13 protein-coding genes are annotated in these 12,770 nt (G+C 38.8%); 11 read left to right on the top strand and 2 right to left on the bottom strand.

Annotation, left to right across the window (positions count from 1 at the left end; genetic code table 11):
- The first annotated feature begins 8 nt into the window (after positions 1 to 8).
- From SYJ56_RS03300 to SYJ56_RS03275, 6 genes are all read left to right on the top strand, one after another.
- Positions 9 to 977 carry a ligand-binding sensor domain-containing protein gene (locus SYJ56_RS03300; protein WP_323832206.1) on the top strand — a complete coding sequence of 323 codons (969 nt, stop codon included), beginning with the start codon at positions 9 to 11 and terminating at the stop codon, positions 975 to 977.
- Between the two features lie 26 nt (positions 978 to 1,003).
- A complete protein-coding gene (locus SYJ56_RS03295) occupies positions 1,004 to 1,576 on the top strand; it encodes a hypothetical protein (protein WP_323832205.1) in 573 nt (190 codons plus the stop codon).
- A gap of 182 nt (positions 1,577 to 1,758) precedes the next feature.
- Entirely contained in the window at positions 1,759 to 3,537 is a 1,779-nt protein-coding gene (locus SYJ56_RS03290) for a serine hydrolase (protein ID WP_323832204.1), read from the top strand.
- Between the two features lie 24 nt (positions 3,538 to 3,561).
- Positions 3,562 to 4,641, top strand: coding sequence for a ligand-binding sensor domain-containing protein (locus tag SYJ56_RS03285; protein ID WP_323832203.1), 1,080 nt, complete (start codon positions 3,562 to 3,564; stop codon positions 4,639 to 4,641).
- 139 nt (positions 4,642 to 4,780) lie between these two features.
- Positions 4,781 to 5,353, top strand: a complete 573-nt coding sequence (locus tag SYJ56_RS03280; protein ID WP_323832202.1) for a hypothetical protein — start codon at positions 4,781 to 4,783, stop codon at positions 5,351 to 5,353.
- A 107-nt stretch (positions 5,354 to 5,460) separates the two neighbouring features.
- Positions 5,461 to 6,318, top strand: coding sequence for an SUMF1/EgtB/PvdO family nonheme iron enzyme (locus SYJ56_RS03275; protein WP_323832201.1), 858 nt, complete (start codon positions 5,461 to 5,463; stop codon positions 6,316 to 6,318).
- 238 nt (positions 6,319 to 6,556) lie between these two features.
- On the opposite strand, the gene SYJ56_RS03270 is transcribed toward SYJ56_RS03275, so the two are convergent.
- Positions 6,557 to 6,808 carry a hypothetical protein gene (locus SYJ56_RS03270; RefSeq protein WP_323832200.1) on the bottom strand — a complete coding sequence of 84 codons (252 nt, stop codon included), beginning with the start codon at positions 6,806 to 6,808 and terminating at the stop codon, positions 6,557 to 6,559.
- Positions 6,809 to 7,147: 339 nt separating this feature from the next.
- Entirely contained in the window at positions 7,148 to 7,738 is a 591-nt protein-coding gene (locus tag SYJ56_RS03265) for a DUF6624 domain-containing protein (RefSeq protein WP_323832199.1), read from the bottom strand.
- Between the two features lie 702 nt (positions 7,739 to 8,440).
- On the opposite strand from SYJ56_RS03265, the gene SYJ56_RS03260 reads away from it, so the two are divergent.
- From SYJ56_RS03260 to SYJ56_RS03240, 5 genes are all read left to right on the top strand, one after another.
- On the top strand, positions 8,441 to 8,680 hold the full coding sequence (locus SYJ56_RS03260; protein WP_323832198.1) for a JAB domain-containing protein: 240 nt from the start codon (positions 8,441 to 8,443) through the stop codon (positions 8,678 to 8,680).
- Between the two features lie 239 nt (positions 8,681 to 8,919).
- Positions 8,920 to 9,264, top strand: a complete 345-nt coding sequence (locus SYJ56_RS03255; protein ID WP_323832197.1) for a PadR family transcriptional regulator — start codon at positions 8,920 to 8,922, stop codon at positions 9,262 to 9,264.
- Positions 9,261 to 9,896: a hypothetical protein gene (locus SYJ56_RS03250; RefSeq protein WP_323832196.1), complete on the top strand. Its 636-nt coding sequence runs from the start codon at positions 9,261 to 9,263 to the stop codon at positions 9,894 to 9,896. Before SYJ56_RS03255 ends, SYJ56_RS03250 begins: the two co-directional genes overlap by 4 nt.
- Positions 9,897 to 10,039: 143 nt before the next feature.
- Positions 10,040 to 11,170, top strand: a complete 1,131-nt coding sequence (locus SYJ56_RS03245) for an alpha/beta hydrolase family protein (protein WP_323832195.1) — start codon at positions 10,040 to 10,042, stop codon at positions 11,168 to 11,170.
- Positions 11,171 to 11,937: 767 nt separating this feature from the next.
- Positions 11,938 to 12,681: a CPBP family intramembrane glutamic endopeptidase gene (locus SYJ56_RS03240; protein ID WP_323832194.1), complete on the top strand. Its 744-nt coding sequence runs from the start codon at positions 11,938 to 11,940 to the stop codon at positions 12,679 to 12,681.
- The last annotated feature ends 89 nt before the right edge of the window (positions 12,682 to 12,770 follow it).

Below are 12,770 nucleotides of genomic sequence, written 5' to 3'. Positions count from 1 at the left end.
TAATAATTATGAAGTACACACGCGTCTATACTTTATTCTTGATGTTTGTTTTTCACACCTCATGTGGACAAAACCAAACGAAGGAACCAAAAGAAAATATTAACCCTATAGCTATCAAGTCCGAAATCAAAGACTCAATCACTACTAACGTTTGGGATATCAAGCAAGATAGAAATGGGAACATTTGGTTTGCAGCAAGTGATGGTGTTTATCGATACGATGGAAAATCGTTTACTAATATCACAGGTAAACTGATCCCAGACCCCATTTTTTCTATTTTAGAAGATAGAAAAGGGAATTTTTGGTTCGGCACCTATGGCTCAGGTGCTTATTATTACGATGGGAAATCCTTTCAAAATTTCACAACCCAGGATGGGCTTGCACATAATTCGGTTATGCCTATTTATGAAGATAAAGATGGCATTATTTGGCTTGGCACTGGGGGTGGAGTGAGCCGTTATGATGGAAAATCGTTTCAAAATTTTACAACCTCGGATGGATTGACCAATAATGATGTTCATGCTATCGTTCAAGACAAAACGGGGAAAATTTGGTTTGGCACACGGGGTGATATCACCATTTATGATGGAAAAACATTAACGACTCTTACCGATAAAGACGGCAAAACTTTCAGGAACGTATGGGCTATAATCAAAGACAAAAAAGACAATATCTGGTTCGGCACCGATGGTCTTTGGCGCTATGATGGCAGTGCCTTTACCCAAATTGATCAGATGGGTGCTGGTGTTATAATCAAAGATAAAAAGGGAAACGTTCTGACTAGTATAGGTGGCCCCATTTACCGTTATGATGAACAGTCATTGTCTGATAAAAAGCCACATGTAACAGTAATAAAGACAAAATATGAAGGACGTAGAAATCTGCCTTTTGGGATATTAGGGGCTGACGATGGAAGTATTTGGATTGGATCTGACCGTTATAGTTTTGATGGAAAGACCCTCACGATGTCAAAGTAATCTTTGCTAAATCAATTAGATATGATATGAAAAATAAAAGAAACGTTTTGTCCTGCCTGATTATCCTGTTAACAGGAGTAATTTATTTTGCCGTACAGGCCCAACAAAAAACTGACACTCATCGCGCTAACTTTTCTGGTGAATGGAAATCCAAAGAGTCGATAAGTATGGGCGGAAATATTGTTTGCACATATGACGACGGTGATCGTATGCGCTCTAAAACAATGAAAATAGCAGAGCAGGCAGATTTTCTAACCATAGAAGTACCAAACCCGTCTCCTGACGCAGCCCTGGCTACAAGCCTGGAGAAACTGGCCTTCGACGGTAAAGAAAGCCAAATTAATCATGGCCCGGAAAGAGGGAAGACGTTTACTGTAAAGTGGTCAGCTGATGGACAAACTATGACTGTTAACTCACTTGTACACCTGATGGTCCACACTCCTTATAAGGTAAATCTCCGGGAACAAATGCTTGTTTCCATAATAGAGGTTTGGAAGTTGAGCAATGATGGCAAGTCTATTATTGTTCAGGCCAAAGCAAAAGAAAATTCTGAAGAAAGTGAGCGTTCCTGGACGACCGTATTTGATAAAGTCAATTAGTATGCAAAGACTTTTTTTGTACAAGCCCAACTCAGTTCCTACGCCTCGGTGCGTGTCTTCACGCACCGAAACTTTCGAAGACTATGTTTATTGGTTCGTGGAGACACGAACCAAGGCGAAGATATAAAATCGAGCCTGCCCCGACTATTCGGAGCGACCTTAGAAAGACCAATTATAAACAGATGGAAAATAAAAGAAACGTTTTACTTAGCCCGATTATGATGCTGAAAAAAAAGTATTCACTAACTCGTTATTATATAACTGTTTTTGTGCTGTTTGCGCTGATCCCAATGGCATTTGCACAGGAAAAAGCCAAACAAATCGACGATCTCATGCGCAGGTATGTTGATAATGGCAAGTTCAACGGCTCTGTGCTGGCTACAGAGAACGGAAAGGTGATCTTTAAGAAAGGTTACGGTCTGGCAAATATGGAATGGAACATTCCCAATACGACTGATACAAAGTTTCGCCTGGGTTCGCTCACCAAGCAGTTTACCGCTATGCTGACCATGCAGCAGGTAGAACAAGGCAAACTCAAGCTGGAGGGTAAAGTTACCGACTACCTGACCGACTACCCCAAAGCGACCGGGGACAAAATTACCATTCACCATTTGCTCACCCATACCGCTGGCATTCCCAATTATACCAACTTTCCCGGCTTTAATGAAAAAATTGGCCGCAACCGATACAGTCCCGCCGACTTCATTAAACAGTTTTCAGACCTTCCTCTTGAATTTGAGCCAGGTTCAGCTTTTACTTACAGTAATTCAGGTTATTTCCTGCTCGGGTTCATTATCGAGAAAGTAACCGGTAAACCCTATGAAAGAGTTTTGCAGGAGAATATTTTTACACCTCTACAGATGCATAATACTGGCTATGATGTGTTTTACAAAGTCTTACCCAAGCGGGCCTCCGGCTACCAACAATGGAATTTAGTGTATGAGAATGCTCCCTATCTTGATATGTCTATTCCTTATGCTGCCGGTTCTCTGTATTCAACTGTTGAAGATTTAGCCCTTTGGGATCAAGCCTTGTATACCGATCAGCTTCTATCTGCCCCTTCGAAAGCTCTCCTATTTACGCCTTATAAAAACGGTTATGCCTATGGTTGGGGGGTCTACAAAATGAAGATTGGTCAATTAAAAGATTCCGTTCAGGTGATGTCACACCAGGGTGGCATTAATGGTTTCAATACATCGTTGATCCGGATTCCAACGAACAAACAGCTGGTGGTATTGCTCAATAATACTGGTGGCACTGATTTAGGTGCTATGCAAAATAATATCCTGAAGATATTGTACAACCAATCTTTTGAGCTGCCTAAAATATCAGTTGCCTATGTTCTAGGTAAAACGCTTGTGACTGCTTCCCTGGCAGAAGCGCTGATACAGTATGAGAAGATCAGGAAGCAACCTGCTTATTATCTCGACGAGGGGGAGATCAATCAACTGGGATATGGGCTTATCAGTATAGGTAAAATCAAAGAATCTATTGCAGTATTCAACCTCAATGTATTGGAGTATCCTCAATCGGCCAACGTGTGGGATAGCAGGGGAGAAGCATACATGTTAAATGGTGAAAAGGCACAGGCCATCATGGATTATAAAAAATCTCTTGAACTGGACCCTTATAGTATGAACGCCATCAGAAAATTAAATGAAATGGGTGAGAAAGTTGCCGATCCTAAGGAGGCAACTGTTGAGGAAAAAATATTGGATACCTATGTTGGCAAGTACGAGTTGAGACCCTCTTTCGTGATCTCAATAACGAAGGAAGGTGCCCGATTTTATGCACAAGCCACAGGTCAACCTCGCCATGAACTATACGCAGAATCAGAAAACAAATTTTTCATGAAAGCAGTAGATGATAGAATCTTATTCGTGAAAAATGAGCATAGCAGCACGGACAAGCTAATTCTTTTCCAGAATGGGCAAGAGATGTCAGGCAAGCGAATCAATTAAGGCAGTAGATAGTAAAATACGCTCATGAAATACGCACAGATTTACACGTTGGTCTTGATGCTTATTTGTCACACCTCCTGTGGACAAAAGCAAACAAGCGTACCAAAACAAAATAACAGGAGCCATAGATCAGGATTATCCGAGTCTCAACTTAAAGAGGCGGCCGCTTCGAAGGTACCTATGAGTATGGTTCGGAATGTAAGGCAAGCAAAAAACGGGGACATTTTAATTGCTTCTTATTTAGGTATTTATCGATACGATGGAGCATCCCTGCCTACCGGACAGGCAGGTTTTACCAATATGACAAGTACAATAGAGTGGCCGACCTTCTGGGATGTGTTGGAAGATAGAAAAGGAAACCTTTGGTTGGCTTCCCAAGATTCGGGTGTTTACTTCCAGCCTGCCGAACAGAACGGCTTTAAGCATTTTAAAGCAAAGGATGGGACTGGCATTAGTTCAGCGCTTGATATTTATGAAGACAGAGCCGGTAATATTTGGTTCGGAGCAAGCCGTTACGATGGGAAATCTTTTCGGAGCTTTACCACAAAAGATGGATTTCCCAGTAACAATATTCGCTTACTCCTTGAAGACAAAACCGGCAAGCTTTGGTTTGGTGCACACGGCGAAGATATGTTTGTTTATGATGCCCGCCTGAATGGAGAAGTCGGACAGGGGAAAACATTTACCGTTTTAAAAAACAAAGATGGCAAGGCGTTTAACAACGTTTGGTCAATCATCGAAGATAAAAAAGGCAACATTTGGTTCGGTGCCCCTGACGGTCTTTGGCGTTATGACGGCAACACTTTTACACACGTATCGCAGAGAGGGGCCTATGCAATAATCCAAGATAAAAAAGGAAATATCTGGACTACCGGTGAAGTCAAACTCTATGGGAACGTCTGGGCACTTTCACGTTATGATGCAAAGTCCTTGTACAATGAAAAGCCCACTGTAACCGAAATAATGTCACAGTCACAACCAGCAATGCTTTTGGGGATTTTAGAAGATGATGATGGAAATATTTGGTTCGGCTCTGGAGGTGGTGTGTATCGTTATGATGGAAAGGCCATCACGGACTTTAAAAGTGCAGTCGGGCAGAAATAACATCTCCTCTACTGGCTTGATTGCGGATAATCACAAAGAAATAAACAAATGAAATTGAGCATGTCGAAAACGACACACAGAGGTATGTTTATTTACTTTGCGAGATTCCATATGGCCACTTAAAAACAAGTTTAATCATATGAAAAGTAAAAGAAACGTTTTGTCCTACCTGATTATCCTGTTAACAGGATTAATTTATTTTGCTGTACAGGCCCAAGAAAAAAATGACACTCATCGCGCTAACTTTTCTGGTGAATGGAAATCCAAAGAGTCAATAAGTATGGGCGGAAATATTGTTTGCAGCTTCGATTCTGGTGATCGTATGCTGGCTAATTTTATGAAAATATCACAGCAGGAAAATGCTCTTAATATAGAGATATCAAGCTCGTTTCCTGGTACAGCACCAGTTGTAGGCAAGGAAACACTAACCTTTGATGGAAAAGAAAGCCAAATTAATCATGGCACCGAAAGAGGGAAGAAATTTACCGTAAAGTGGTCAGCTGATGGACAAACTATGACTGTTAACTCAATTGTACACCTGATGATTGCCACACCTTATAAAGTAAATTCTCGAGAACAAATGCTTGTTTACCTAACAGAGGTTTGGAAATTAAGCAATGAAGGCAAGTCTATTTCAGTTCAGACTAAAGCTAAATCAAAATTGTACGAAAGCGCGCGTTCCTGGACGACTGTCTTCGACAAAGCCAATTAGTATTCAACTACGTATTTGCGCAAGCCCGACGCAGTTCGGGCTTTTTCGACACAATGCGTGTCTTCACGAACCAAAGCGAAGATTCGCTGAATCAATTTTGATAGGATATGAAAAATAGAGAAAACATTTGTAACCCAGACGTTCTGGAAGCGCCGGCAAAAAATTCAACACTAAAATACATTTTAATAGCAGTTTTGCTTATAGGGGGAATAGTTATCTGGTGGTGGCAAAGCAACTCGAATAAATCAGGAAACGCATCCGCGGTTAATTCTGATTCTGTCACAACGACCAGTGCAACTGGAAATATCTATGAGCCCGATATGGTAACGGTGCAAGGCGGCATGTTTGCTATGGGTGGCAAGGAGAATACTAATGAAAAGCCGATACATAATGTTACTCTAGCAAGTTTTAAAATAGCTAAGTACGAAACTACACTAGCACAATGGCAAAAGGTTATGGGCAGCAATCCTGCTGGTCGTGAGGACTGTATGGATTGCCCGGTAACAGCTGTAGGCTGGGATGACGTACAGACATTTATAAAAAAATTGAATACCCTATCTGGTAAAAACTATCGCTTGCCCACAGAAGCAGAATGGGAGTATGCTGCAAGAGGTGGTACAGAGAGCAAGAATTTTGAATATGCAGGTAGTAATGATATCAATGCGGTAGCCTGGACTTCTGCCAACAGCGGATCAAATGCTCATCCGGTTGGACAAAAAGAGGCCAATGAATTGGGATTATATGATATGTCGGGAAATGTATTTGAATGGTGCAACGATTGGTATGATGAAAACTATTATGGTAAAAGTCCAGGAAATGATCCGAAAGGCCCTGCAACAGGACCTCATCGTGTTATCCGCGGCGGTAACTGGGCCAGCGAACCCGCTGTAAGCCGCGTAGCCCATCGCATCCCCAACCAGCTTGGCTACGGCGCTATGGGGTTCCGGCTCGCTTCTTCCCTTTAGTATACCGAATATCTTTGAGCTAAAATAAAAATGAGGTTTTACTTAAAGAGGCCGGGAAGTGTCAAACGCGTCTGTTGGATACATAATTTGCGGATTAGAGTCAGACAAATAACACTACTAACATGGGTATTTTTGCAAGTGTGGCAGGACGTTATAAATTGGGCAGACGAATATCACGGTATCTATATTTTTTAAGCAGGAGTGCTGCCAATACCACACCAGTATAAATACCTAAACGTTAAATCCCATAATGCTTCGAAATCGCAGTCAAGATCATATCCCTCATTGACGCTTTAGTCTCTCTGCCGATTTCATGCTTAAGCTTATCAAACATGGCGGTAGGAATCCTGAGGGAATAGATCTTCACATCTTCGGTATCGAATTCTTTGCTTGATACTTTTTCTTTTGCTGGATTTCTGGTTCGGAATTGATAAGCATTCCGATTCCTCGCTGTTTGGTTCCGAGGTTTTTTTGCCCTTGCTAGGGTCATTTAGCTTCTTAGCACATTTTGAAAGTTTCCAACTAAAATATGGTTTCATCAGCTTTTTACATCTCGAATTAAAAAAGCTAAACGCTGTCACTTAATTTTATCATCATTGTAGCCGATAAAATCACCAATCACGTTAGCAATATACTTCCACTCATGTCGGCTGTCGTTTTACTTTTATTGCAAATCAGCACAATAAGCTTTAACGGTCATGCTTATAATTTAGTGGGATTTTTATGCACCATAGTTTAGCAAATACATAACAAATGGAAAATTCGATAGGGTTTTTGTAAGTTTTCGATTGCTAGCCATTCATTATACACACTATTACGTGTGGTATTCTTAATTCGGATTAAACTGAATGTTGTAATTTCTTAAATAATCCTCTATTGTTTCCATTCCCATTTCCTTTCTTCTTTCGTTTACAGTTTCAGGATTTTCTAATTTATACAATTTTCCGTTTATTAATTGTGAACCATATATTTGTGGTTTGCCCTCATCCATTAAAATCCTATCTTTCATCACTGCATATTGTTCTTTAGATAAGTCACCATTTTTTACTGCTTTTTCTATCTGCGGAAAGTACTTTTTCCTATATTTCTCAGTAGTATGTTGCAAAGCTAGCCATATTGCAGTCATATGCTTTTGAGACACTTCATTTAATGTTGGCATTCCACACTTTTCAATAATGCTAATTACTAATTCTTGATTCCTATGATCTTCTTTAGCGTATTTGATTAGGTCTTTTGACTTTCTAATCATTTGGTCACTTTCATACACTTCGTTTAAGATTTGATGTTTTTTACTACAATCAACTTCAATAATGTCTACTGATCCTACATAGGCAAAATTATCTTTATTCATATAAAGGAATATTGATATAATTAAAGCAAAAACTGTGCATATGCTCAGAAATAAATTTTTCTTTTTCATTATATTTTTAAGTTGATTATGATCAAAAAATGCTTCATCTATTCTAGTCTGTACAGATAAGTCTAAGTGATTTTTAGGTTTATACTATGAAATTCTGACATTTTGAAGTAATATTTTGGGTAAATTTCAACTCTTGATTATTCTCATCTGTCATTATTATTAATTTTATGTTTTTATTTTGATTACACATAACAAGTCACGCTACACAACTAGTTGTGTATATTTTTAATATATCTACTTTCATTATATCTATCCCTATCGTGATTTCCAGCTTATTATTAAACTTTATCCAACAGTAATTGCTCACTATCTAAATTCCCTTAAGTGGTAGTTGATTCTCTTCACTTTTTTACCTCATTAATCTTTCTTAGGATGCTTTTCTTAAAAGTGATTCGTTTTGTGTTCTCATTTGGTTTCAGTATTAAAAGGTGTTTAATGGCTTTCGGGTTTAACCCTGGATCGGAGCTAAAAGTTAGCTAGTCAATCTCATCCCAACCTCCTCCTTTAGGAGAAGGCGATCGGCTCTCCTCCATATGGAATAAAGGTTATGAAGTTTGTTGGTCGTTCTCAATAACTAATAGATATTTGCAAGAAAAAGAATAAAATGATAGGAAAACATACCCTGTATAGGGTATTTTTTATGAAAATGTGGGGGCATATGAAGAAATCGCGTTGTTTCCTGGTTAGTTAACAGAATTTTTTTTGTCCCACTGTGCTGTAGTAGATCCTAAAGTGGTTTTCGCAGCCGGATTGAAAGCGAATGCATCATCCTTAATCTTAAGTCATAACCATCCGAGTGGAAATCTTCAACCTTCCGAACAGGATAGAAGACTGACTCGTAGATTGGTAGAAATCGGTCGTGCTATGGATTTACCAATTGTGGATCATGTTATTCTGAGTTCTGAAGGATATTTTTCCTTTGCAGATGAAGGGGAGCTTTAGGCTTCCTTTTTTGTTCTACCTGATTTCAAGGCCGAAAGATTCAGGATGACAAAAAATCACCGAATTGCTTAATTTAAAACCAGAAACAGCCGGAAGACCCACTCCACACAAAACGGAAATACACGAAACTGGTGGGGCGATTTAGATTTACACGGATATTGACAGCAATATCCTGAGATTTTTTTTATGATTTAATACATAGAGATTTGATGTATCATAATTCTGTGTATATTGGCATTATGAATTCAACAGAACTAATAAAAGGAACTCTTACAACTATCCTACTTAAATTACTTGATGAAAATGGGAAAATGTATGGCTATGAGCTAACTCAGAAAGTAAAGGAACTATCAGACAATAAAATACTAATTAAAGAGGGTTCCCTTTATCCTGCCTTGCATAAGCTTCTGAGTGATGGTCTTGTGGAAGTTGAGACAGTGAATGTGGGAAAACGGATTCGAAAATATTATTCTATAACAAAACAGGGACAGGAAAGAAAGGTCGCTTTATATGATGAGCTCAGTGAGTTTCTTAATACAATTCAGCACATTGTATTTCCTCATCAAAAAGCTTCTTTTCTATGATTTTAGAGGACAAAGAGGTTTCTTTTATAAAAGGGGAAATTGAAAAAAGTAAAATTTCCATTTTAGAACTTAGAGATGACTTGCTTGATCATTTTTGCTGCTTTATAGAGAACGAACTAAGTAAAGGGAGTTCATTTGAATCTGCTTATGTAAAAGCCTTGAATCACATATGCCCCAATGGATTTGATGAAATTCAAAAGGAAACTATTTATTTGTTAAACTCTAAAAAGATAATTACTATGAAAAAGATTATGTATTTAATTGGTCTTTTAGCCTCTATGATCATGACCCTTGGGTGGTTATTTAAGTATTTAAACTGGAAAGGTGGAGTAGACATGTTAACTTTTGGAATGATTTGCTTTTTACTGCTCTTTTTGCCAATGCTAGCTATTAATAGATATAAAATGACCTTTAATAGATATAAAATGACCTTGGGTAAAGCTTTATCTGAAAAATTTAAAATCATTTTAGGCTTCTGTGGTGCAATTGTAACTGGTTTAGGTATCATATTAAGGACAAGCGGAATGCAATACGGTTCTTTATTAGTTGTTATAGGAACATTAATAATTGCATTCGGATTTCTGCCTTTCCTGTTTTTTCGAATGTACCGAAAATCAATAGAGCAGATTTAATTTAAATAAAAATGTACAGCTGTCAACATTGGCTAAGAGCAAGTGGGCGGAAAGTGCTAAACTTTGGTTGTGACGCAAAGTGAATCTGTTTTAATACCCACCTGCTCTTAGCCTTCTCCGTTAGACAACATATAAACCGCAGTATGAAAACGAAAAGAATAGCAGTCATTATTGGGATTTCTTTAGGTGTACCTGTACTTGTACTAATTGTATTTTTCACCTACAAAGCTTCCATAGATAGACCTCAGGAACCATCAAAGCCATATCCATACTACACAGAAGAAATTACTTTTAAAAACAATCATTCCCACGTCACCTTAGCCGGAACACTGACATTACCCTCGGCGGCAGGAAATTATCCGGCCGTCATTTTAATTTCCGGAAGCGGTGCCCAAAACAGAGATGAAGAAATTTCAGGACATAAACCTTTTCTGATCATTTCTGACCATTTAACAAAACATGGAATAGCCGTTCTAAGGTATGACGATAGGGGTGTTGGAAAATCCACGGGTAACTTCAAAACAGCAACGACTGCAGATTTTGCATCTGACGTTGCCAGTGCTATTGAGTTTCTAAAAACAAGGAAAGAGATAGACAAAGATAAAATCGGTCTAATTGGACATAGTGAAGGAGGGATGGTCGCACCTATGGTCGCATCTAATTCTAAAGATGTGAGTTTCATTGTTTTGCTCGCTGGTCCTGGAATTGAAATAATGAAAGTACTTCTGATGCAGCAAGAATTAATTGCTAGAGCAGATGGTCTATCAGAATCTGAAATAAAAGAATATATACTACCTGTACATGAGGAGGCATATCGAATGATATCCATGTCTACAGATGGTCGTACATTGAAGACTGACTTAGCTAGACTTATCGAACAGTCCTACGATAATTCTCCAGCTGACCTAATGCCATCGGAAATGTCAAGAGAAGAGGTTGTATCAACTCAATCAGATAAGTGGTCATCGGAATGGTTTAGAAATTTCCTGAAATACGATCCTGCATTAATACTAGAAAAGGTCACTTGTCCTGTTTTGGCCTTAAATGGAGAAAAGGATTTGGTGGTAACGCCGAAAGAGAATTTATCTGGGATCATTAACGCTCTAAAAAAGGGTGGCAATTCAAGCGTGACTGTAAAGGAGTTGCCGAATCTTAATCATCTTTTCCAGAACTGTGAAACTGGATCCCCTGCCGAATATGCAAGAATTGAGGAGACATTTTCGCCAGACGCCTTAAAAGAAATTTCTGATTGGATTTTGAAACAGGTAAGATAATACGTTGGCTAATCGAGTAGACGGCCTCGCCAACCGTTAAGTTGACGAGGTGCGCCTACACCACGGCGCACAGGTCTCACACCGCCATATCCCAGAATATAGGCGGCAACATTGAATCTCAGGTTTTCTCAGCATACTCTGGAAGCTTTTGTCTTAGCTTAAAGAGAGCAATCCCGCCTCATTCCGTCACCCGGACCCCAACAATTCCCTCATCATCCTAGATTGTGGATAACTTTCTGGCTTTCAGCCAAAAAATACCCTAGGATCGACTGTTAAGAAAATGTCCGGGGGACATTTTTAAGGAGAGGCCAGACTGTAGGGTAGGAGGGACGAGTGTTAAAAAATGATTCGCCGCGGCGAATCATTTTAGCGAAGTAGCCGGCCTGCGCGCTGGGATGGTGTCATTTTATTCCTTTTATTACATAAGCCTTTTAGTTATTGAAATCGCAGATCCCGAGAAGCGAAGCAATTCGGGAACGACCAGTCAATTTCTTATCCTTTACCCTTTACCCCATCCGGAGCAGAGCCGACTCCCTTCTCCTAAAGAGCCTGTCCCGATGAGCAACACGATATAGGGAAGAAGGGGGGATGAGGTAAACTACACCAACTTTTATAGCATTCTTCTGAACTTAAACCCAGATTCCAATGTACATGAATTTGAAAGACCAAATATATCAGAGCCTATTTCCCCTATTCTTATTACCGGTATTTGGTGCCAACTTTTGCAGACTCAAAACTTAAGACAGTCAATCAGTATTTAAAGGCTTATGGAAAGCGAACTTAGACCTTTTTGGAAGAGGATTTTTAGTTTTGATTGGAAATTTGGACTTGTTCTAATTCTTATAGTTTGTATCCCCCGTTTTATATTAGTACTAAATGCAAATACCTCTGGGAATTATGGTTCTATTGGGCTGATAATGATCGTGTCTGCGATTGCACCATTCATTTTCTTGAACAAATATGGTCGTAGACAAATAGGAATAACAAGACCTAAAAAAATCAGCAAACTGCTATTTGCGTTTATTTATGGATTAATAGCAAGTGTATTACTATACTATCTAGGGCAAATCTTGTATGGAAGTTCGTATGAAAATTGGTATGAATACATAGGAAAATCTTATAAAATCCCAGATACCATAAGCTCAAATGACAAAAAAATATTATTTAGTATAATGGCAGTTACCGGGATGACTTTCAGCCCAATCGGCGAAGAGTTGTTTTTTAGAGGTATTGTACATTCAAGTTTTGCAAAATCAATCGGAGATAAAAGAGCATCATTAGTTGACGGTTCTGCGTTTGCACTAACTCATATATCACATTTTGGATTGGTCTTTATCAATGCTAAGTGGGATTTTTTCCTAGTTCCGACTATAATTTGGGTGACAAGCATGTTTTTAGTGAGTTTGTTGTTTTTTGCTTTTAGAAAACACTCAGGATCTTTATTAGGAGCTGTAATTTGCCATTCAGCATTTAATCTTGGTATGATTTATTGCATATTTTATCTTTTGTAAGTGGATACCCCAAAGTGGTTAATTTAAAGTCTGCCAAATAATAATTAAGTTTTCGTTGCAAGTGTATCTTTTACTGTGAAGTTACAGTC

Origin of the sequence: Algoriphagus aurantiacus (assembly GCF_035156405.1) — a bacterium.
Classification (GTDB): Bacteria; Bacteroidota; Bacteroidia; order Cytophagales; family Cyclobacteriaceae; genus Algoriphagus; species Algoriphagus aurantiacus.
The sequence above is the reverse complement of the archived record's forward strand: the minus strand, read 5'-3'. Positions and strand labels throughout refer to the sequence as shown.

Bases quoted from the DNA above. Each gene is read 5' to 3' on its own strand.
- SYJ56_RS03250 (WP_323832196.1), top strand. From the start codon at position 9,261: ATGATTTTAGAGGACAAAGAGGTTTCTTTTATAAAAGGGGAAATTGAA.
- SYJ56_RS03280 (WP_323832202.1), top strand. From the start codon at position 4,781: ATGAAAAGTAAAAGAAACGTTTTGTCCTACCTGATTATCCTGTTAACA.
- SYJ56_RS03295 (WP_323832205.1), top strand. From the start codon at position 1,004: ATGAAAAATAAAAGAAACGTTTTGTCCTGCCTGATTATCCTGTTAACA.
- SYJ56_RS03270 (WP_323832200.1), bottom strand. From the start codon at position 6,808: ATGACCCTAGCAAGGGCAAAAAAACCTCGGAACCAAACAGCGAGGAAT.
- SYJ56_RS03245 (WP_323832195.1), top strand. From the start codon at position 10,040: ATGAAAACGAAAAGAATAGCAGTCATTATTGGGATTTCTTTAGGTGTA.
- SYJ56_RS03275 (WP_323832201.1), top strand. From the start codon at position 5,461: ATGAAAAATAGAGAAAACATTTGTAACCCAGACGTTCTGGAAGCGCCG.
- SYJ56_RS03240 (WP_323832194.1), top strand. From the start codon at position 11,938: ATGGAAAGCGAACTTAGACCTTTTTGGAAGAGGATTTTTAGTTTTGAT.
- SYJ56_RS03265 (WP_323832199.1), bottom strand. From the start codon at position 7,738: ATGAAAAAGAAAAATTTATTTCTGAGCATATGCACAGTTTTTGCTTTA.
- SYJ56_RS03290 (WP_323832204.1), top strand. From the start codon at position 1,759: ATGGAAAATAAAAGAAACGTTTTACTTAGCCCGATTATGATGCTGAAA.
- SYJ56_RS03255 (WP_323832197.1), top strand. From the start codon at position 8,920: ATGAATTCAACAGAACTAATAAAAGGAACTCTTACAACTATCCTACTT.
- SYJ56_RS03285 (WP_323832203.1), top strand. From the start codon at position 3,562: ATGAAATACGCACAGATTTACACGTTGGTCTTGATGCTTATTTGTCAC.
- SYJ56_RS03300 (WP_323832206.1), top strand. From the start codon at position 9: ATGAAGTACACACGCGTCTATACTTTATTCTTGATGTTTGTTTTTCAC.